At 68.7% G+C, this 20,338-nt stretch carries 21 protein-coding genes; 12 read left to right on the top strand and 9 right to left on the bottom strand.

Annotated features, from left to right (window positions below):
• Nucleotides 1-4: 4 nt before the first annotated feature.
• Nucleotides 5-985, top strand: coding sequence for a GlxA family transcriptional regulator (locus tag ACAG24_RS03460; protein ID WP_370471274.1), 981 nt, complete (start codon nt 5-7; stop codon nt 983-985).
• A gap of 4 nt (nt 986-989) precedes the next feature.
• Here ACAG24_RS03460 and ACAG24_RS03465 read toward each other — a convergent pair whose 3' ends face one another.
• Nucleotides 990-1,859 carry an iron-sulfur binding domain-containing protein gene (locus ACAG24_RS03465; protein WP_445206170.1) on the bottom strand — a complete coding sequence of 290 codons (870 nt, stop codon included), beginning with the start codon at nt 1,857-1,859 and terminating at the stop codon, nt 990-992.
• Nucleotides 1,860-1,887: 28 nt separating this feature from the next.
• Between ACAG24_RS03465 and ACAG24_RS03470 the strand changes: the two genes are divergently transcribed.
• Both ACAG24_RS03470 and ACAG24_RS03475 read left to right on the top strand, forming a co-directional pair.
• A complete protein-coding gene (locus ACAG24_RS03470) occupies nt 1,888-2,508 on the top strand; it encodes a carbonic anhydrase (RefSeq protein WP_370471276.1) in 621 nt (206 codons plus the stop codon).
• Between the two features lie 56 nt (nt 2,509-2,564).
• Nucleotides 2,565-3,332, top strand: coding sequence for a hypothetical protein (locus tag ACAG24_RS03475; protein WP_370471277.1), 768 nt, complete (start codon nt 2,565-2,567; stop codon nt 3,330-3,332).
• On the opposite strand, the gene disA is transcribed toward ACAG24_RS03475, so the two are convergent.
• The 3 genes from disA to ACAG24_RS03490 are packed head-to-tail and all read right to left on the bottom strand — an operon-like array spanning nt 3,333 to nt 6,485.
• A complete protein-coding gene (gene disA, locus ACAG24_RS03480) occupies nt 3,333-4,454 on the bottom strand; it encodes a DNA integrity scanning diadenylate cyclase DisA (protein ID WP_445206161.1) in 1,122 nt (373 codons plus the stop codon).
• A gap of 10 nt (nt 4,455-4,464) precedes the next feature.
• A complete protein-coding gene (gene radA / locus ACAG24_RS03485) occupies nt 4,465-5,862 on the bottom strand; it encodes a DNA repair protein RadA (protein WP_370471279.1) in 1,398 nt (465 codons plus the stop codon).
• A 56-nt stretch (nt 5,863-5,918) separates the two neighbouring features.
• Nucleotides 5,919-6,485, bottom strand: coding sequence for a copper chaperone PCu(A)C domain-containing protein (locus ACAG24_RS03490; RefSeq protein WP_370471280.1), 567 nt, complete (start codon nt 6,483-6,485; stop codon nt 5,919-5,921).
• Nucleotides 6,486-6,816: 331 nt separating this feature from the next.
• Between ACAG24_RS03490 and carD the strand changes: the two genes are divergently transcribed.
• From carD to rlmB, 4 genes are read left to right on the top strand one after another with little or no spacing between them, the layout of a single operon-like run.
• Complete coding sequence (gene carD / locus ACAG24_RS03495) at nt 6,817-7,305, top strand: RNA polymerase-binding transcription factor CarD (protein ID WP_003930663.1); 489 nt, start codon at nt 6,817-6,819, stop codon at nt 7,303-7,305.
• Nucleotides 7,306-7,313: 8 nt separating this feature from the next.
• The gene (ispF, locus tag ACAG24_RS03500) at nt 7,314-7,808 is read left to right on the top strand and encodes a 2-C-methyl-D-erythritol 2,4-cyclodiphosphate synthase (RefSeq protein WP_370471281.1); all 495 of its coding nucleotides are present in this window, start codon (nt 7,314-7,316) and stop codon (nt 7,806-7,808) included.
• 29 nt (nt 7,809-7,837) lie between these two features.
• Nucleotides 7,838-9,229 carry a cysteine--tRNA ligase gene (gene cysS, locus ACAG24_RS03505; protein WP_370471773.1) on the top strand — a complete coding sequence of 464 codons (1,392 nt, stop codon included), beginning with the start codon at nt 7,838-7,840 and terminating at the stop codon, nt 9,227-9,229.
• Nucleotides 9,230-10,177, top strand: a complete 948-nt coding sequence (rlmB, locus tag ACAG24_RS03510) for a 23S rRNA (guanosine(2251)-2'-O)-methyltransferase RlmB (protein WP_370471282.1) — start codon at nt 9,230-9,232, stop codon at nt 10,175-10,177.
• On the opposite strand, the gene ACAG24_RS03515 is transcribed toward rlmB, so the two are convergent.
• From ACAG24_RS03515 to ACAG24_RS03525, 3 genes are read right to left on the bottom strand one after another with little or no spacing between them, the layout of a single operon-like run.
• Complete coding sequence (locus ACAG24_RS03515) at nt 10,174-11,412, bottom strand: SLC13 family permease (RefSeq protein ID WP_370471283.1); 1,239 nt, start codon at nt 11,410-11,412, stop codon at nt 10,174-10,176. The genes rlmB and ACAG24_RS03515 overlap by 4 nt on opposite strands.
• Nucleotides 11,403-12,317 (bottom strand): MBL fold metallo-hydrolase, encoded by a 915-nt coding sequence (locus ACAG24_RS03520; protein ID WP_370471284.1) that lies wholly within the window; start codon nt 12,315-12,317, stop codon nt 11,403-11,405. Before ACAG24_RS03520 ends, ACAG24_RS03515 begins: the two co-directional genes overlap by 10 nt.
• Before the next feature lie 9 nt (nt 12,318-12,326).
• Nucleotides 12,327-13,523, bottom strand: a complete 1,197-nt coding sequence (locus ACAG24_RS03525) for an MFS transporter (protein ID WP_370471285.1) — start codon at nt 13,521-13,523, stop codon at nt 12,327-12,329.
• Between the two features lie 102 nt (nt 13,524-13,625).
• On the opposite strand from ACAG24_RS03525, the gene ACAG24_RS03530 reads away from it, so the two are divergent.
• Nucleotides 13,626-13,970 (top strand): ArsR/SmtB family transcription factor, encoded by a 345-nt coding sequence (locus ACAG24_RS03530; RefSeq protein ID WP_370471286.1) that lies wholly within the window; start codon nt 13,626-13,628, stop codon nt 13,968-13,970.
• On the opposite strand, the gene ACAG24_RS03535 is transcribed toward ACAG24_RS03530, so the two are convergent.
• Together ACAG24_RS03535 and aztA are read right to left on the bottom strand one after the other, a co-directional pair.
• Entirely contained in the window at nt 13,963-14,721 is a 759-nt protein-coding gene (locus ACAG24_RS03535) for a LamB/YcsF family protein (RefSeq protein WP_370471287.1), read from the bottom strand. The two genes, ACAG24_RS03530 and ACAG24_RS03535, sit on opposite strands and share 8 nt — an antisense overlap.
• 17 nt (nt 14,722-14,738) lie before the next feature.
• The gene (aztA, locus tag ACAG24_RS03540) at nt 14,739-15,353 is read right to left on the bottom strand and encodes a zinc ABC transporter ATP-binding protein AztA (RefSeq protein ID WP_370471288.1); all 615 of its coding nucleotides are present in this window, start codon (nt 15,351-15,353) and stop codon (nt 14,739-14,741) included.
• 20 nt (nt 15,354-15,373) lie between these two features.
• Between aztA and aztB the strand changes: the two genes are divergently transcribed.
• The 4 genes from aztB to ACAG24_RS03560 are packed head-to-tail and all read left to right on the top strand — an operon-like array spanning nt 15,374 to nt 20,336.
• Nucleotides 15,374-17,365: a zinc ABC transporter permease AztB gene (gene aztB, locus ACAG24_RS03545; protein WP_370471289.1), complete on the top strand. Its 1,992-nt coding sequence runs from the start codon at nt 15,374-15,376 to the stop codon at nt 17,363-17,365.
• Nucleotides 17,362-18,270, top strand: coding sequence for a zinc ABC transporter substrate-binding protein AztC (gene aztC / locus ACAG24_RS03550; protein ID WP_370471290.1), 909 nt, complete (start codon nt 17,362-17,364; stop codon nt 18,268-18,270). Before aztB ends, aztC begins: the two co-directional genes overlap by 4 nt.
• 38 nt (nt 18,271-18,308) lie before the next feature.
• Nucleotides 18,309-19,472, top strand: a complete 1,164-nt coding sequence (gene aztD / locus ACAG24_RS03555) for a zinc metallochaperone AztD (protein ID WP_370471291.1) — start codon at nt 18,309-18,311, stop codon at nt 19,470-19,472.
• A gap of 21 nt (nt 19,473-19,493) precedes the next feature.
• Nucleotides 19,494-20,336: a sulfurtransferase gene (locus tag ACAG24_RS03560; RefSeq protein WP_370471292.1), complete on the top strand. Its 843-nt coding sequence runs from the start codon at nt 19,494-19,496 to the stop codon at nt 20,334-20,336.
• The last annotated feature ends 2 nt before the right edge of the window (nt 20,337-20,338 follow it).

Genomic DNA, 20,338 nt, shown 5'->3' on the forward strand with positions numbered 1-20,338 from the left:
TGCCATGGCGATAAAGACGGTGTCGGTGCTCGTTCTCGACGGCCTCGCGGTCTTCGAGTTCGGCGTCATCTGCGAGGTCTTCGGCATCGACCGCTCCGCCGAGGGCGTCCCGAACTTCGACTTCAAGGTGTGTGGCCCCGAGCCGGGCCGGCCGCTGCGGACCTCGGTCGGCGCGACGATCGTGCCCGACCACGGTCTCGACGACCTGATCGGCGCCGATCTGGTCGCCATTCCGGCGATCTCGAGCCAGGACGGCGGCTACATGGCCGAGGCGCTGGATGCGGTGCGCCGGGCCGCGGAGGCCGGGTCGACGATCCTGACGGTGTGCTCGGGCGCGTTCGTCGCCGGAGCCGCGGGGCTGTTGGACGGCCGCCCCTGCACGACGCACTGGATGCATGCCGACGCGCTGGCCGAGATGTTCCCGACGGCGAAGGTCGACCGCAACGTGCTGTTCGTCGACGACGGCAACCTGATCACCAGCGCGGGCACCGCCGCGGGTATCGACGCGTGCCTGCATCTGGTGCGCCGCGAACTCGGCAGCGAGGTCACGAACAAGATCGCCCGCCGCATGGTGGTGCCGCCGCAACGTGACGGCGGTCAGAGGCAGTACATCGACCAGCCCATCCCGGTGAAGTGTTCGGAGCGGTTCGCGCCGCACCTCGACTGGATCCTGGCCAACCTCGACAAGCCGCACACCGTGACGACGCTGGCGCGCCGTGCCCACATGTCGGGTCGCACCTTCGCGCGACGCTTCGTGGAGGAGACCGGCCGCACGCCGATGCAGTGGGTCACCGATCAGCGTGTGCTCTATGCGCGCCGGATGCTCGAAGAATCCACGATGGACATCGACCAGATCGCCGAGCGGTCGGGGTTCGGAACCGCGACGCTGCTGCGCCACCACTTCCGCCGGATCATCGGTGTGACGCCGTCGGACTACCGCAGGCGCTTCAACGCCGCCGAACCCGAAGTCGCCGTCACCGCCTGAGGGCTCAGTCGCCTTCGCCGCACAGGGCGAACCGGCCGTCGGCGGTCTGCTCGACCAGACCGTCGACGAGAAGCGAGTCGAGCGCTCTGTCGCGCTGCGCGGTGTCGGTGGTCCACGCCACGTCCAGTTCGGCGCGGGTGACCGGAGAATCCCTACCCCGCAACACATCCAGCAGCCGGCCGCGAACCTGACGATCGGTGCCCGCGTACTTCTGCACTCGCTTGGCCGGCGCGGTTCCCGCCGGGAACCCTCTCGCCCGCCACTCGCAGTGTGCCAACGGGCACACTCCGCACCGTGGGCTGCGGGCCGTGCACACCGTCGCGCCCAGCTCCATCAACGCCACCGAGAACACGGGCGCCGTCTCGTCGTCCGGCAGCAACGCCTCGACGTCGGCGAGATCACGCGACGACGGCGACCCTGCGTCGGCCAGCCCGTGCACGGCCCGGGCGACCACCCGGCGCACATTCGTGTCGACCACCGGAACCCGCTGGCCGTAGGCGAAGCAGGCCACGGCACGCGCGGTGTAGACGCCGATGCCGGGAAGGGCCAGCAGCGTGTCGACGTCATCGGGCACCACGTCACCGTGTTCGGTGGCGATCACGGTGGCGCACTCGTGCAGCCTCTTGGCCCGGCGCGGGTAGCCGAGCTTGCCCCAGGCCCGCAGCACGTCGGCGGCGCCGGCGGCCGCGGTCGCGGACGGGGTGGGCCACCGCGCGATCCATGCGAGCCAGATCGGCTCGACGCGTGCGACGGGAGTCTGCTGCAACATGAATTCGCTGACCAGGACCTGCCACGCAGAGACGCCTGGGCGGCGCCACGGCAGATCGCGCTGGGCGCGTCCGTACCAGTCAATCAACGACTTGGCATCGATCATCGAGACCGCCTGGGGCAGAATGACGGCCATGCCGAACACGAGTCCGTTGACCGCCTGGAAAGCACTCAAAGAGGGTAACGACCGCTTTGTCTCCGGGAAGGTCGAGCACCCCGACCAAAGTGCGGAGCATCGCGCGAGCCTCGCCGCGGCGCAGAAGCCGACCGCGATCGTGTTCGGGTGCTCCGACAGCCGGGTCGCCGCGGAGATCATCTTCGATCAGGGCCTGGGGGACATGTTCGTGATCCGTACCGCGGGTCATGTGATCGACGGCGCCGTGCTCGGTTCCATCGAGTACGCGGTGAACGTGCTCAACGTGCCGTTGATCGTCGTGCTCGGCCACGACAGTTGCGGCGCCGTAGGCGCAACATTGGCGGCCATCGACACCGGTGATGTCCCGGGTGGCTACATCCGCGACGTGGTGGAGCGTGTGACGCCGTCGATCCTCGCGGGTCGCCGCGAAGGACTGTCGCGGGTCGACGAGTTCGAAGCCAGGCACGTGACGGAGACCGGCAAGCAGCTCCTCGAGCGGTCGACCGCGGTTGCCGACGCGGTGGCCGCGAACCGGCTCGCGATCGCCGGGCTGACCTATCACCTGTCGGATGGACAGGTGGTGCTGCGCGACCATATCGGTGACATCGGCGAAAGCTAGGCGACACGCCGAGCAACATCGAACAGGGCGGCGTGACGTGCCCTTACCGTGATGTTGTGCTGGATCTGGAACCGCATGGGCCGCTGCCCAGGCAAATCTACTGGCGACGCAGGGCGCTCGCGCTCGGTATCGCAGCGCTGGTCATCGGGATCGTGGCCGCCGTGGTCGCGGTGGTCGTGGTGAACACCAGGAGCAACGAGGCGCCGACCGCCAGCGAGTCGGCAGCGGAGAGCGGTCAGGCCGCTGCGCCGACGCCGCTGCCCGGCGAGAACCCCGAGATCAAGTCCCCGATCCAGCCGCCGGCACAGCAGGCACCACCGCCGACGCCGACCCCGACGGCCGCGGTGGTGCCGCCGCCGATCCTCAAAGAGGGCGACGACTGCCCCGACTCCACACTGGCGGTCAAGGGCATCACCAACCAGCCGCAGTTCATCGTCGGCGACCAGCCCAAGTTCACGATGGTGGTCACCAACATCGGCCTGGTCGCCTGCCAGCGCGACGTCGGTGCCGCGGTTCTGGCCGCCTACGTGTACTCGCTGGACAACCAGCGGCTGTGGTCGAACCTCGACTGCGCTCCGTCGAACGAGACGCTGATCAAGACGTTCCAGCCGGGCGAGCAGGTGACCACCGAAGTCACCTGGACGGGAATGGGTTCCGCCGCGAACTGCCCGTTGCCGCGGCAGCCGATCGGGCCGGGCACCTACAACCTGGTCGTCCAGCTCGGGAACCTCAGATCGGCGCCGGTGCCGTTCATCCTGGCCCAGCCCGCCCAGGCTCCGCCGCCCGGTCCGGTGCCTGCTCCGGTGCCCGCACCCGTCGGATAGTCAGGCGAGCCGGTCGGCGATCGTCGACTCGGCCAGCTGTGACAGGCCTTCCCTGATGTGGCGCGCCCACATCGAACCGATGCCTTCGACCGATTGAAGGTCGCTGGCACTGGCGGCGAGCAGGCCCTGCAGTGACCCGAAATTGCGGACTAGCAGATCGACGTGGGCGAACTGCAGCCGCGGGATGCCGGACATCGCGCGGTAGCCGCGCGAACTCATCGCCGAGTCCTGCGCCTCCGCCGTCGACGGGTAGCCGAAAACCCTTGCCAGCGTTGTGAAGTCGAGCAGTTCGTTGTCGGAGAGGCTGTCGAGTTCCTCAAGCGTCGCCGTCACCTGCGCCGCCAGCGGCGGGTCGGGATTGGCGTGGTAGTCCCGCACGATCAGCTCGCGATCCGTCTCGTTGTCGCCGACGAGCTCGTCGAGCTGAAGTTTCAGCTGTCGCCCGTCGGTGCCGAGTTCCACGACGTCGGAATCGATTTCGAGGCTGATGCGCCGCACCATCTCGAGGCGCTGGACGACGGTCATCACGTCGCGCAGCGTCACGAAGTCTTCGATCTCGGCCGTCGAGAGTTGCCTGCTGACTTCGTCGAGGCGCGTCTTGTAGCGCTCCAACGTGTCGATGGTCTGGTTGGCCCGCGACAGGATCGCCGCGGAGTCGGGGATGACGTGGCGCTCGCCGGCGACGTACACCGTCACGATGCTCATCGAGTGGCTGACCGAGATCACCGGATAGCCGGTCTGGATCGCCGTTCTCTCGGCCGAGCGGTGCCGGGTGCCGGACTCCTCGGTCGGTATCGACGGGTCGGGTACGAGCTGGACGTTGGCACGCAGGATCCGGCTGCCGTCGGTGGAGAGCACGACCGCGCCGTCCATCTTGGACAGCTCACGCAGCCGGGTGGGTGCGTAGCGGACGTCGAGCGAGAACCCGCCATCGCAGATGGTCTCGACGCTGTCGTCATAGCCGATGAGGATCAGCGCACCGGTACGGCCGCGCAGGATCCGCTCGAGGCCGTCGCGCAGCGGCGTCCCCGGAGCGAGCCGCGCGATGGTCTCCCGCAGGGTGGGGCGGGTCATCGGCACGACCGTGCGCCCGGCCCTGCCTGCTGACGACTTCACGGCCACCCCACAATCCTCACCGTGCCTGGCTCGCGTCATTCTGGCTGATCTGCCGCAGTACCTGCAATGCCGAGGTGATGTTGTCGGCAGGCAGCACCCGCAGCCCCCGTGGCGCAGCGGACACGCCGGAGGGCACGACGGCGTAGGTGAACCCGAGCCGCGCGGCCTCGGAGAGCCGCTTGTCCATCCCGGTGACCCGTCGCAGGTCACCGGCGAGCCCGACCTCGCCGATCGCGATCGCCGTCGTGGGCAGCGCCAGGTCGGTGAACGCCGACGCGATCGCCAGAGCGACGGCGAGATCCGACGACGAATCGGTCAGCCGCATACCGCCGACCGTCGACAGGTAGATGTCGTTCGCGCCGACCGGCAGCCTGGCCCGCTTCTCCAGCACGGCGGTGATCATCGCGGCCCGCGAGGAGTCGATCCCGCTGACCGCACGGCGCGGGCTGCCGCTGGCGGGTGAACCGATCAGGGCTTGCACCTCGCCGATCATCGGGCGCTTGCCGTCGAGCGTGACGGTCACCGCGGTGCCGGAGACGGGCTTGGGGCGCTGGTCGAGGAACAATCCCGACGGGTCGGACACGCATTCGATTCCGTTGTCGTGCAACAGGAAACAGCCGACCTCGTCTGCGGCGCCGAAGCGGTTCTTGATGCCGCGCACCATGCGCAGGGCCGATGCCCGGTCACCCTCGAAGTGCAGCACGACGTCGACGAGGTGCTCCAGCGAGCGCGGCCCCGCAATCGCGCCGTCCTTGGTCACGTGACCGACGAGCAGCATCGCGACACCGGTCGTCTTGGCCGTCATCGTCAGCGCGGTGGTGACCGCGCGCACCTGGGTGACGCCGCCGGTCACCCCGTCGGCTTCGGTGGTCGACATGGTCTGGACCGAGTCGACCACCACGAGGCTGGGCTGGACCGCGTCGATGTGGCCGAGGGCGGTCTGCAGGTCGGATTCGGCGGCCAGATACACCTCGTCGTGGGTGCATCCGGTGCGTTCGGCACGCAGCCGGATCTGACCCGCGGACTCCTCCCCGGACAGGTACAGCGCGCGGCGGCCGGTGGACGCCCACCGGTGCGCGACCTCGAGGAGCAGCGTCGACTTGCCGACACCCGGATCACCGGCGAGCAGCGTGACCGAGCCCGGAACCAGGCCGCCACCGAGGACGCGGTCCAGCTCGCTGATTCCGGTGTGGAAGTGGCGGGTGGTTCCCGGGTCTATCGAACTGATCGGCACGGCGGGGGACGCAGGCGCGACGGCCCGCCGGGTCGCAGACCCGCCGACGGCGGCCAGAGCGACTTCGTCGACAGTCCCCCAGGTGCCACAGTCAGGGCAGCGGCCAACCCACTTCGGCGTGACGTGATGGCATTCGGAGCAACGGTATTGCGAACGTACTTTCGAATTTGTCCGGGCCACGCGCTGACGGTAGCCGCACGCACCGACAGAATTACGGCGGTCGGCGGCCGTGTCGCCTAGTGCCCGCCGCCGTGCCCGGAAGAGCCGCCCGAACCCTCGGAACTGCCGCCGCCGACAGGGCCGTCACGGCGCGGGGTCTCTCCCGCAGAGATCGGCACCGCGACGGTGGTCTCACCGGCCTTCTCGAACGTGAAGGTGAAGTCGTAGGTGAGTCCGTTGGAGATCGGCTTGCTCAGCCTGATGGTGGCCTCGGCGGCGTCGGCCGGCTCGACGGACTCCAGTGCGGCGACCTGACCGTCGGGGGCGCCGACGACAAGGACTCCGTTGACCGGAACGTCGCCGCCGCCGGTCAGCGTCACGGACCCGATGTCGGAGGTGATCGACACCAGCTTGTCGGGATTGTCGGCGGAGCTGTTCGCCGCGACGAAGATCAGCTCGGCTTCGGAGCCCGGCTCGACGTAGTCGGTGGTCTGCGCGGCGCGGATGTGGACATTGCGCAAGGCGATGGGACCGGCTTTGCCGCTCGTGCCGTTGACGGCCGGCTCCTGGGTCGCGGTCTGCGAGACCTGGCCTGCGCCACACCCGCTCAGCACCAGCGAGACGGCCAGTCCGCACGCTGCCATGGCGCTATGGGCCCGAGCGGCCGAGGAGCGCCGTTTGAAGGGGTTCACTGGGGACCTCCTGCTCGGCCGACGGGGCGGCGTGGCATGCCGGGTCCAGTCGGTCCCGGCGGTTCGACTATGCAGAGTAGTAGGTGCGGAAAGCCCGCGGTAGCCGAGGGTGACACCGGGCGAAACGGCGGAGGAAGCAGCCGCGCGATCACCTCCCGCGAAGCACGGATTCGCTGGCGTGTCAACCCCTAGTGTTCGCCGACTGTGCCCCTGACCTGCATTGTTGTTCCGCCCCCAATTGCGGGCCGTGTTAACATCGAGGGGTGAAAGGGGCTCGAAACTGATGATTTTTAAGGTCGGAGACACCGTTGTTTATCCACACCACGGTGCTGCGTTGATCGAGGCGATCGAAACCCGGACCATCAAAGGCGAGCAGAAGGAATACCTCGTCCTGAAGGTTTCGCAGGGGGATCTCACCGTTCGTGTTCCCGCAGACAATGCCGAATATGTGGGCGTGCGCGATGTCGTCGGACAGGAAGGCTTGGACAAGGTTTTCCAGGTTCTCCGCGCCCCGCATACCGAGGAGCCGACCAACTGGTCGCGCCGGTACAAGGCGAATCTGGAGAAGCTGGCCTCCGGCGACGTGAACAAGGTCGCCGAGGTCGTCCGCGATCTGTGGCGTCGCGATCAGGAGCGCGGTCTGTCGGCAGGCGAGAAGCGCATGCTGGCCAAGGCCCGTCAGATCCTCGTCGGTGAGCTCGCCCTCGCGGAGAACACCGACGACGCCAAGGCCTCGACGATCCTCGACGAGGTTCTGGCCGCCGCCTCCTGACGGCGGTAATGAACATCCGCGTCGGTCTCGGTACCGACGTCCATCCCATCGAAGCCGGTCGCCCGTGCTGGCTGCTGTGCTTGTTGTTCGACGGCGCAGATGGCTGCGCGGGCCACTCGGACGGCGACGTCGCCGCCCATGCCCTCTGTGATGCGCTGCTGTCGGCAGCGGGCATGGGCGACATCGGCGAGGTCTTCGGCACCGGGCTGCCTCAGTGGCGCGGTGTCAGCGGGGCGGACATGCTCCGCCACGTCCACACCCTTCTCAGCGCCGAGGGGCTGCGTGTCGGTAATGCCGCGGTCCAGGTCATCGGCAATCGCCCCAAGGTCGGGCCGCGGCGTGCCGAAGCGCAGAAGCTGCTGTCCGAATTGCTGGACGCCCCGGTGTCGGTTGCGGCCACCACCACCGACGGACTCGGCCTGACCGGCCGGGGGGAGGGGCTGGCGGCGATTGCGACGGCCCTGGTGACAAGCGATGACGGTGAAGCCCGAAAAGGCCGGTAAGCTGGCCCGTCGTGACCGAACGCCCAGTCATGCGGCTGTATGACACATTGTCTGGCGGTGTGCGCGATTTCGCGCCACTGCGGCCCGGCCACGTCTCCATCTATCTGTGTGGCGCGACGGTGCAGGGTCTCCCGCACATCGGGCACGTCCGCAGCGGCGTCGCGTTCGACGTCCTGCGCCGCTGGCTGACGGCCAAGGGTTTCGACGTCGCGTTCATCCGCAATGTCACCGACATCGACGACAAGATCCTCAATAAGGCCGCCGACGCGGGCAGGCCCTGGTGGGAGTGGGCCGCCACCTACGAGCGAGCCTTCACCGCGGCCTACGACGCGTTGGGGGTGCTCCCGCCGTCTGCCGAACCGCGGGCCACCGGGCACATCACCCAGATGGTCGAGCTGATCGAGCGGCTGATCGACCGAGGACACGCCTATGCCGGTGACGGGGATGTGTACTTCAACGTCTCGACGCTGCCTGACTACGGGAAGCTGTCGGGGCATCGGATCGACGACGTCCACCAGGGCGAGGGCGTGGCGACGGGCAAGCGCGACCAGCGGGACTTCACGTTGTGGAAGGGCGCCAAGCCGGGTGAGCCGTCATGGCCGACGCCATGGGGCCGCGGCCGTCCGGGCTGGCACACCGAATGCGTGGCGATGTGCCAGGAGTACCTCGGCGCGGACTTCGACATCCACGCCGGCGGGATGGATCTGGTGTTCCCGCACCACGAGAACGAGATCGCGCAGGCCGAGGCGGCCGGTGACGGCTTCGCCCGGTTCTGGCTGCACAACGGCTGGGTCACCATGGGTGGCGAGAAGATGAGCAAGTCGCTGGGCAACGTGCTGGCCATTCCCGCTGTGCTGCAACGGGTTCGGGCTGCCGAGCTGCGTTACTACCTGGGCAGTGCACACTACCGGTCGATGCTGGAGTTCTCCGAGACAGCACTTCAGGATGCGGCGAAGGCGTACAGCGGCATCGAGGATTTCCTGCACCGGGTGCGTAACCGGGTCGGCGCGGTGGTGCCCGGCGAGTGGACGCCGAAGTTCGGAGCAGCCCTCGACGACGACCTGGCGGTTCCGATGGCGCTCGCCGAAGTGCACGCCGCACGCGCGGAAGGCAACAGGGCGCTCGACGCGGGCGACCACGATGCCGCCCTCTCCCACGCGATGTCGATCCGCGCCATGATGGGGATCCTGGGTGCCGATCCGCTCGACGAGCGATGGGAGTCGCGCGACGAGACATCGGCGGCGCTCAACGCGGTGGACGTCCTCGTGCGCGCCGAGGTGCAACGCCGCGGCGAGGCCCGGGCGCAGCGCGACTGGGCCGAGGCCGACGCCATTCGCGACCGCCTGAAAGAGGCGGGTATCGAAGTGACCGACACCGCCGACGGTCCCCAGTGGTCACTCGTGGAGGGGGCGGACAAGTAGATGGCGGGCAATTCTCAGCGCCGAGGCGCGGTGCGCAAGGCGGGAACGAAGAAGGGGCCCACGGTGGGTTCCGGCGGCGTGCGTCGTCGTGGCCTGGAGGGCAAGGGCGCGACGCCGGCGGCCAAGGATCGTCCTCATCATCCGGCGGGCAAGCGGGCCGCGAAGGCCGCTCGTTCCGCGCAGGGCAGGCACAAGAAGACCGACGACACCGAAATCGTGCTCGGACGTAACCCGGTGGTCGAATGCCTGCGTGCGGGTGTGCCCGCGACGGCGCTGTACGTCGCCCTCGGTGCCGACAACGACGAGCGGCTGACCGAGTCGGTGCAGATCGCGGCCGACAAGGGGATCTCCATCCTGGAGGTCCCGCGGCACGACCTGGACCGCATCGCCGCCAACGGTATGCATCAGGGTGTGGCCCTGCAGGTGCCGCCCTACGACTATGCGCACCCCGACGACCTGTTACGCGAGGCGAAAAAGGATGCGGCACAGCCACTTCTGGTCGCCCTCGACAACATCTCCGACCCCCGCAACCTCGGTGCGATCGTGCGCTCGGTCGCGGCGTTCGGCGGCCACGGCGTCGTCATTCCGCAGCGGCGTTCCGCGTCGGTGAGCGCGGTGGCCTGGCGCACGAGCGCGGGCGCCGCGGCGAGGCTGCGGGTCGCGCGGGCCACCAACCTCAACCGGACACTCAAGCAGTGGGCGGATGCCGGCCTGCAGATCGTCGGCCTCGATGCCGGCGGGGACACCACGATCGACCAGATCGAGGCCGACGGCCCGATCGTCATCGTGGTCGGCTCGGAGGGCAAGGGTCTGTCGCGACTCGTGCGTGAGAACTGCGACCGCATCGTGTCGATCCCGATGGCGGGTCCCACCGAATCGCTGAACGCTTCGGTGGCGGCGGGTGTGGTGCTGGCCGAGGTCGCGCGGCAGCGTCGGCCGTCGGGCTAGAGCCCGAACAGCTCGATCCACGCCCACAGCCCGAGGACGGACGCCACCAGGACCGCAGGAGTGGTCACCAGGCCGATCCGGCTGAACTCTCCGAACCCTGCCCGCATGTCCCGGCGAACGACGCTGCGCCACAGTAGGTTCGCCAACGATCCGACATAGGTTAGGTTGGGGCCGACGTTCACGCCGATGAGCACGGCGAGCACCGCCGCAGGGCCGGCGGGCGCCACCAGCGGGAGCAGCACGAGCACCGCGGGCAAATTGTTGACGACGTTGCACAGCACCGCGGCGACCGCGGCGATGCCCAGCAGTGCGGGCAGGCTCTGGCCGTCGGGGATGACGCGATGCATCGCGGCTTCGAGTCCGTTGTTCATGACGGCGACGACCACGACGCCCAGGCACAGCACGAACGCCAGAAACGGGATGTCGAGCGCGGCAACGATCTTCGTGACGGTGGTGCGGCGCGTGGCGAGTGCGCGGGCGCCGAGAACGAGCACACCTGCGAGCGCTGCCCATGCGGGTGAAAAGCCCAGCAGAGACGTCACGGCGAACCCGATCAGCGTGAGGCCGACGACGACGAGGGCGAAGAGCGGGACCTCCAGCGGTTCGGGGGTGACCGCCCGCGGTTCTACGGACAGGTCCTTCGCGAACAGCCAACGCAGCAGCGCGAACTCGACGAGCACCGCGGCCAGAAACGGCAGTGACATCGCCGCGGTGAAGTGCAGGAAGGACAGTCCCGCCGCGCTGAAGGCGAGCAGGTTGGTCAGGTTGGACACCGGAAGCAGCAGCGACGCGCTGTTGGCCAGGTGCGCCGTCGCATAGGCGTGGGGACGGGCGGGGACGGCCAGCGCACGAGCGGTGGCCAGCACCACCGGGGTCAGCAGGACGACGGTCGCGTCGAGGCTCAGGATCGCGGTGACAGCGGCCGCGATCGCGAAAACCGTGGCGAGCAAACGCGTCTGGCCGCCCGATGTGGCCCGCGCCATCAACGCGCCCGCAGCGTGAAAGAGGCCGACGTCGTCGCACAACCTCGCAAGGACGAGTACGGCGGCCAGGAATCCCACCACGGGCGCCAGGTCCGACACCTCGGCCGCGGCGTCCTCCCAGGAGACCGCACCCACCGCGATGACGAGACCCGCGGCGGGAACCGCGACCATCGCTTCTGGCCAGCGGTGGGGCCGGAACAGCGCGAAGCCGAGGACCGCGATCAGCGAGACGACCGAAAGGGTCAGCTCCATGGATCCGCCGGCTGCCACAGCGTGGGCATGTGCAGCGCGACCCCGTCGTCGGCGGCGAGTCGGGTAAGCACCCGCATCGACACGTCCAGGTCGTCTCCGGCGAAGGGCAACGCGCGCAACGGTTTTCCGAGAGGGCGGAAGAAGTCGTCCCAGTGGATGAGGACGACCCGGCGGGCGCCGACTGTGCGCACGGTGTGTGTCCAGTAGTCGACCAGATACCTCTCGGGTTGCAGTCCGAGTTGGCCGACGCCGAGGTAGACGACCTCGGAGTGCTGCCCGTTCAGCGCGCCGGGGATGAAGCCCGCGCTGCCGACGATGAGCATCTGCCTGCCCGTGGGGCGGTGGCGCACGAACGTCGACCAGGCCTCCCCGCACCGATATGCCGATGCCCGCGCCTGGGGAGTCACGGGCTGGGTGATCTCGCCGGGGAAGCGGTCGGGTGGGCAGTGGGTGCCCTCGATCAAGGTGAGGTCGAAGTTGCCCGCGGCGACGGGTTCGCCCGGGGCGACGACGTCGACCTGGTCCAGGCCGTGGCCACGGCCGATGTTGGCCGTCGATGCACCGCCGATGAGGCGGGCGCCGGTCAGCCGTGCCACCTCGGCGGAATCCATCGCGTGATCGAAATGGGTGTGCACGGGCGTCACGGCGTCGAGCTGGTGAACGCCCAGCCGGGCTAGCCCGGCGTCGATGCGTGGTCGCGACGGCCTCAACCGTCGCGCGGCGACGGTCAGCAGCCCTGGCCGAGAGAAGAATCCGTCGGTCATCACCGCCGAGCTCCCGTCGTCGAGGAGCAGGGTCGTCACGCCGGCCCACGACACCGTCACCGGCGACGCCGGCGTGGCGCGGGGCAGGTCGAAGTACTTCGCGTAGGCCCTGAGGTCAGGGCGCCCAGGCTTCAGGCGCATGACGCCACCCTAGGCAGCGGCCCTGGTGCTCCGTAGACCTGCGACGGCGGCGCCGAGGCACGCGACGGCGACGGTGCCCGCGAACCACGGAAAGACCGCGGCCAGGTCCCACTGCGTCGCGGCCCATCCCGCGATGAGCGTGGGCACGGCCATGGCCGAGTAGGCCAGCAGGTAGAACGCCGACATCGTTTCGCCGCGTCTGCCCGCGGGCACGACGTCGGACAGGTGGCGCAGGGAACCGCCGAAGCCGAGGCCGAATGTCGCACCGAGCAGCGCCGCGGCGACGAACACCAGCTGCCACTGGTGGGTCAAGAGCACGGGGATGGTCAACAGCAGCGAGACCGCCATTCCGGCGTCGCCGATGATGGCCGAGTATCTGGCGGGGATGCGGGTGGCGGCCAGCTGCGCCAGTGCGGCCGCGAACGCCGTGGTGCCCACGACCGCCCCACCGAAGACCAGGTTGTCGATGTGGGTCTGCCGTGCCGCCAGCGACGGATAGAGCGACAGCAGCACGCCGAGCACCGACCAGGACGCCATGGCGCCGAGCGCCGAGAACCAGAAGTCGCCGCGGATTTCCGACGGGACCGCGGGGCGGGCGATCCGGATCGGTCCGCGGGTCCGGGCGGTGTGCGGTTCCCGCAGGGCCAGAAGGCCGACACCGACGATCAGGCAGATGACGGCGACGACGGCATACGGGGTCCGCAACGGATGCGGCGCATACTGCGCGAGCAGCGCAGAGCCCAGGATTGCGACGGTCATGCCGATGTTGAAAGCCACGCCGCTGAGTTGCCCGGCGCGCACGCCGTGGTCGGGGCGCAGGTCCAACAACGCGGCCGCGCCGGCGACCACGATGGAGCCGACTGCGGCGCCGTGAATGGTCCGTGCCAGTAGCAGCATGCCGATGCTGTCGGCGACCAGGAAGACACCGAGCCCGATCAGCAATGCGATCAGCGCACCGACCAGCACCGGTTTGCGGCCGACGACGTCGGAGATCTTGCCCGACACGAGGACGGCGCCCAGCGCCGCGACGGCGTACACCGCGAAGACGATGGTGGTGGCCAGCGGCGACAGGTGCCAGTTCGATTCGTAGATGCCGTACAGCGGAGCCGGCAGGCCGGACACCCCGAGCGCAACGCCGCTCAGCACGAGCAGCAGCGGGTAGGCCCACCGCTGCGTCTCGCCGATCGAGCGCTCGAACGCGACCATCGCGGTGCCACCTCCAAAAGTGTGGTTTGACGGATATCGAACCCGTCTGAGCGTACGCTCGGTTCGACCTAGATCAAACCGAGTATTGCGAGGCTTATTCCCATGACCGACCACGTGCTGGTCACGGAGCAGGCGGCCTACCCGACTCATCCCGTCGCCCCGGTGCAGCAGGTGCTGGCGGCGATTCACGACCCCGTCCGGTTCGAGATCGTGCGGCGCCTGTACAACGCGGGCACGCCACTGCAGTGCGGCGCGCTCTACGACGGCATCAACAAGTCGACCGCGACGCACCACTTCAAGATCCTGCGGGAAGCCGGCATCACCGAGCGGCTCGTCCTCGACGGTCTCACGTACCAGAAGCTGCGCCGCGAAGAAGTCGACGCCGCGATTCCCGGCCTGCTCGACAGCGTGATCCGTACCGCCAACCGGCAGGTGGGCGCTAACTGAACGGCGTCAGCGCCACGCCTTCGGCGATCAGCCGTTCACGCACTGCGGTGGCGATCTGGACCGCGCCGGGTGAGTCACCGTGCACGCACACCGATTCGACCGTGATCGGGATGGTCGAGCCGTCCACTGCGTCGACCCGTCCCTTCATGACCATCGAGATGACGCGCTCGGCGATCTCGTCGGGATCGTGAAGGACGGCGTTGCGCTCGCGGCGGGACAGCAACTGACCGTCGGCCCGGTAGGAACGATCGGCGAACGCCTCGGGCACAGTGCGCAGTCCGAGCTCGTCGGCGGCGGCGAAGAACACAGAACCGGCGAGCCCGAGTACCGGCAGCGTGGGGTCCACAGCGTGCACGGCTTCGGCGACGGCGTGTGCCTGCTGACGATGGGTGACGATCGAGTTGTAAAGAGCCCCATGGGGTTTGACGTACGACACCGTCGAACCGGCGGCTTCGGCGAGCGCTGACAGAGCGCCGATCTGGTACATCACGTCGGCGGTGAGATCCTCTGGGCTGGCGTCGATGAACCTCCGCCCGAAGCCGGCCAGGTCGCGGTAGCTGACCTGAGCGCCGATGGTCACTCCACGCTGCGCCGCAGCCCGGCACACGCGGGTAAGTGTGGCGGGATCGCCGGCGTGGAACCCGCACGCGACGTTGGCGGACGTGACGATGTCGAGCATCGCGTCGTCGTCACCGAGGGTCCACACCCCGAAGCCCTCGCCGAGATCGGCATTGAGGTCGACCGTGGTCATGATCCTCAGAGTAGGCGCTACCCGGCCTCGTCGAGGTCGATGCGGTGATCAGCGGCCAGTACCACCGCGGCATCGTGCGTCGCGGCGACGACGGTGGTGCCCGCGTCGGCGAGGCGGCGCAGGTGTTCGACGACGACGGCGGCAGATCCCGAATCCAGACCTGTGGTCGGCTCGTCGAGCAGCAGCAGTGGTGCCTGCTGCACGAAAGCCTGTGCGAGCAGCACACGTTGACGCTGTCCGCCGGACAGCTCGCCGAGCGTGCGGTCCCGCACATCCACGAGGCCGAGCTCGGTCAGCCAGTGCTCGACGATCGCACGGTCGACGGGCTTCGGGCGGCGCATCAGCCCGAGCCGGCGCCAGCGGCCCATCATCACGGCCTCGAAGGCGGTGATCGGGAAGTTGTCGGTGACGGCGCTGCGCTGAACCGCGAACGCGACGTCGTCGACTCCGGTCGACAGACACCCGGCATCCGGTGAGAGCACGCCGGCGAGCAGACCCAGCAGTGTCGACTTTCCGCTCCCGTTGGACCCAACGAGTGCCGTGACGGCGTTCGGTGCGATCGACAGGGACAGCCCGTGGAACACCGGAACGCCGGGATGTTCGAAGTCAACTTTATTGAAAACGATTTTCATTTCTGCTAAGAGTGTACGGCATGACCCATTGGCTGATCGACCCTTTCCAGGCGGACATGGTCTGGCGGGCGCTGGTCGCCGGTGTGCTCGCCGCGTGCCTGTGCTCACTGGTCGGGTGCTGGGTGGTGTTGCGCGGCAACGTCTTTCTCGGCGAAGCCATGACGCATGGCATGCTGCCCGGCGTCGCGGCCGCCGCACTGCTCGGCATCAGCCTGATGGCAGGTGGCCTGATCGCTGCCCTGCTCATGGCGCTGGGTGTGGCAGCGATCGGGCGATCGGCGAAGCTGTCGTCCGACACGGGCATCGGACTCCTGCTGGTGGGGATGCTCGCCGTCGGAGTGATCGTGGTTTCGCGGTCGCAGAGCTTCGCCGTCGACCTGGCCGGCTTCCTGTTCGGCGACGTATTCGCAGTGCGCACAACGGATCTGATGGTCCTGGGCGCAGCACTGATCCTGACCGCGGGTGCGGTCGCGGTGGGGCACCGCGCCTTCGTCGCCGTGACCTTCGATCCCCGCAAAGCGGCAACACTGGGACTGCGTCCGCGGATGGCGATCCCGGTGCTGACCGTGCTGATGGCCGTGGCCATGGTGGCCTCGTTCCATGTGGTCGGAACCCTGCTGGTGCTCGGTCTGCTCATCGCGCCCCCTGCCGCGGCCTTGGTGTGGGCTCGGTCGATTCCGCGAATCATGCTGCTGTCTGCGGCGATCGGGGCGCTCGCCGTCTACTCCGGTCTGCTGATCTCCTGGTACGCGGGAACAGCAGGCGGGGCGACGATCGCCGGAGTCGCGGTGCTGCTGTTCTTCGCCTCGTCGCTGCTCTCGGCGATGCGCTCGAAGTGGGTGAAGGCTTCGGCGGTGGCAGCCTCGGCCTGTGTCGTGGCGGCCTGTGCCGGTGGCGCGGAACCGCCGCCGCAGCCCGAACATTCCACGACAGGCGACGGTGTGGCCGTCGCCGAGGGTGCGCGTGAGCTCGACGGTGCGTCGACGAAGCTCGTGCTGGTCGATCCCGGAACAGGCGAGACCTCGGTGTACGACGCCGTCGAGGAGGTCGAGACGAGGATCGGTTCGTACGGGCCCGTGGCAGGTGTGGCCGGCGACGGCCGGTTCGCGTATCTCCAGACCGGCGGGCGCACCACGGTCGTCGACGCCGGCGCATGGACTTTCGACCACGGCGACCACTACCACTATTTCGCGACCACGCCATCGGAAGTCGCGACACTCGAGGTCCCGGCCGCCAGCGTCAGCGCGAGCAGTTCGATGGCCGCCGTCCGGACGGCAACGGGCGCAACGGAACTGATCGACCGGGATGCCCTCGGAGAGAGGAGAATCGAGGCGCCCGCAGGCCTGATGGTGGGGTCGGACGTCGCAGCGGCGGTGCCCTACGGCAGTCGGGTGGTCGTGGTCACCTCGGCGGGGACGGTGCAGGTCATCGGTGACACCGGCACGCAGGATCTCACTGGTGAATGCTCGGATCCCACCTGGGCGATGACGACGCGGCGCGCCGTCGTGTTCGGATGCGCCGGAGGCGCGTTGAGAATCACCGGTGGTGACGGCGATCTCGCGGCGACAACGGCGCCGTTCCCTGCCGATGCTCCGGCGCTGCGTCCGGTGCGCATGGATCACCGCGATCGCGCCGACGTCTTCGCCGGTCTGTCGGCGGGCACCGTCTGGGTGCTCGACAGCAGGCAGAGCTCGTGGACCTTGATACCGGTTCCCGATGCCGTGGCGACGAACACCGCGGGCGACGGCACCGTTCTGGTCCTGCACCGCGACGGGACGCTCGGCTCCTTCGACGTGCAGTCGCGCGTCGAGACTGCCCGAGTCCCGTTGTTCGCGAACGCCATTCCCGCCGAGGGTCCGCAACCGGTGATCGACATCGACTCCGACCGCGCCTATGTGAACAACGCAGGCACTCGGGAGGTGTACGAGATCGACTACGCCGGCGGCCTACGGGTGGCGCGGACCCTGCGCACGGACGTCGTCCCCGGTCTGATGGTGCAGGCGGGCCGGTGATCCGAAGGACACTGGTGTGCGCCTGCGCGATCGTGGGTGTACTGGTCACCGCGTGTGGCGGCCCAGCCCCGGCACGCGACGGCGAGATCGTCGTCACCACGAACATCCTCGGCGATGTCGTCCGCAGTGTCGTCGGCGATACTGCGGCCGTCCGAGTCCTGATGCGGCCCAACGCCGATCCACACTCCTTCGGTATCTCCGCTCAGGACGCGGCGGCGATGGGCAGAGCCGGACTGATCGTCTACAACGGCCTCGGTCTGGAAGAGAATGTTCTGCGCAATGTCGAAAGCGTTGCAGCCGAGGGGACTCCGACACTCGCGGTCGGCGACCGCATCGATCCCATCCGGTACGCCACCGGCGAGGGCGCGGGAAACCCCGACCCGCACTTCTGGACCGATCCGCAGCGCATGGTCACCGCGGTCGACGCGATCGAGGAGGCTGTCCGCGGCGTCGCGGGCATCGACGGCGACGCCGTATCGCGCAACGCCGATTCCTACCGAGCCCAGCTCCGCGCCCTCGACGCTTCGATGCAGGACGGCTTCGGCAGTGTCCCCGCCGATCGGCGCAAGCTGGTGACCAACCACCACGTACTTGGTTATCTTGCAGACCGTTTCGGTTTCACGGTGATCGGCGCCGTCGTCCCCAGCGGCACCACGCTCGCAGCGCCGAGCGCCGCAGATCTGCAATCACTCGTGGATGCCATCGAATCGGAGCGCGTGCCTGCGATCTTCGTCGACTCGTCGCAGCCCGAGAAGCTGGCACGGGTGCTCGCCGACGAGGCAGGCATTCACGTCGCCATCGTCTCGCTCTACAGCGAATCGCTGAGCCCGCCGGGCTCTCCCGGGGACACCTATCTCGACATGATGCGCGCCAACACCGGCGCCATCATTGCCGGCCTCCGGTAGCCGAAGGTCGACCCACACCAGCTCGGAAGGGAGCGAACATGTCCAGTCAGCGGTGGCTCCACCGATTCGGAGCGCTGTCGTGCGCGGCGGTGGCCCTGACCGCCTGCTCGTCGGGCGGCGAAAACTCTCCGCAGACTCCGATTGCCGAGCCGTTGGCCGTCACCTACGACGGCGGGCTCTATGTCCTGGACGGCGAAACCCTTGAGGTCAAGCAGGACATCCCGCTGGACGGGTTCCTGCGGGTGAACCCCGCCGGCGACGAAGGCCACGTGCTCGTGACCACCGATGAGGGGTTCCGGATCCTGGATGCCGCGGGCGGGGAGTTGACGGAGGACACCTTCCCTGCCGAGGAAGCCGGTCACGTCGTGGTCCACGGGGAGCACACGGTGCTGTTCGCCGACGGCTCGGGGGAGATCACCGCGTTCGACCCACATGCTCTCGACGAGGGTGGCATGCCGAAGACGGAGAGCTTCAAGACCCCACAGCCGCACCACGGTGTCGCGGTGATCCTGTCCGACGGCACGCTGCTGCACAGCCTCGGCGATGCCGAGACTCGCGCCGGTGCAGTGGCATTGCAGGGCGACCGCGAGATCGCGCGCAGCGAGGACTGCCCCGGACTGCACGGTGAGACGGTCGTCGCCGACGAGACGGTCGTCTTCGGTTGCGAAAACGGGGCATTGGAGTACGCGAACGGGAAGTTCACCAAGATCGCGAGCCCCACCCCGTACGGTCGGATCGGGACGGCGAAGGGGCACGACGATTCACCGGTCGCACTCGGCGACATGAAAATCGACCCGGACGCCGAGTTGGAGCGGCCCGAGCAGGTCGCGCTGATCGACACGACGACCGACCAGATGCGCATCGTCGCGCTGCCGCCGTCGGTCAGCTACACCTTCCGGTCGCTGGCCCGCGGGCCGCAGGCCGAGGCGTTGGTCCTCGGAACAGACGGCAGGCTCTACGTCTTCGATCCGGTGACAGGCGCGCAGCTGAAGTCGATCGAGGTCACCGGCGCCTGGACGGAGCCCGACGACTGGCAGGAACCGCGCCCGGCGATCTTCACCCGTCAGGACGCGGTGTACGTGTCGGATCCCGCCACCAGGCAGATCCATGCTGTCGACCTTGAGGCGGGCGCGATCGCCGAGTCGGTGACCCTGGATCAGGCGCCCAACGAGCTCAGCGGCGCCGTGGGCCACGATCACTGATCTCGGTGGCACGATGAGGGCATGACTCGCTCGGACATCCTCATCACGGCAACGGAACTGGCGGATCTCATCGCGTCCGGTCAGCCTGTGAGCGTCCTCGACGTCCGTTGGGAATTAACCGAACCCGACGGACGCGCGGCGCACTCCCGGGGTCATGTGCCGGGTGCGGTGTATGTCTCGCTCGACGAGGAGCTCTCAGACCACAGCGTCACCGGCCGCGGCCGGCATCCGCTGCCCTCGGGCGCTGCCCTGCAGGAATCGGCGCGGCGATGGGGCCTCAGGGAAGGCGTTCCAGTCGTCGTCTACGACGACTGGAACCGCGCCGGCTCCGCTCGTGCCTGGTGGGTGCTGACGGCAGCCGGTCTGCGCGACATTCGCATCCTCGATGGTGGCTTGGCCGCCTGGAGGGAATCCGGCGGGGCCATCGAAACAGGTTCGGTCACACCGGAACCGGGAGATGTGACCGTCGATGTCGCTGACCTGTACCGCGGCGCGCTACCCACCCTGACGGCCGACGACGTCACGGGCTTCGGGGGTGTGCTGGACGCCCGCGCACCCGAGCGCTTCCGGGGTGAGACCGAACCCGTCGATCCCGTCGCGGGGCACATCCCGGGTGCGCGCAACGCTCCCAGCACCGCAACCCTGGCAGGTGACGGGACGTTCCTGTCCGAGGCCGAACTGACGCGGTTCTTCGCTGAGCACGACGCCGCTGGCGGCGAGGTCGGTGTCTACTGCGGTTCGGGTGTGACCGCCGCGGTCACCATCGCGGCGCTGCGCGCGGCCGGCGTCGATGCGGCATTGTTCCCCGGCTCGTGGTCGCAGTGGTCCTCGGAGCCGGGGCGGCCCGTGGCGACGGGGGAGTAGCG

Source organism: Mycobacterium bulgaricum (genome assembly GCF_041287165.2).
Classification (GTDB): Bacteria; Actinomycetota; Actinomycetes; order Mycobacteriales; family Mycobacteriaceae; genus Mycobacterium; species Mycobacterium bulgaricum.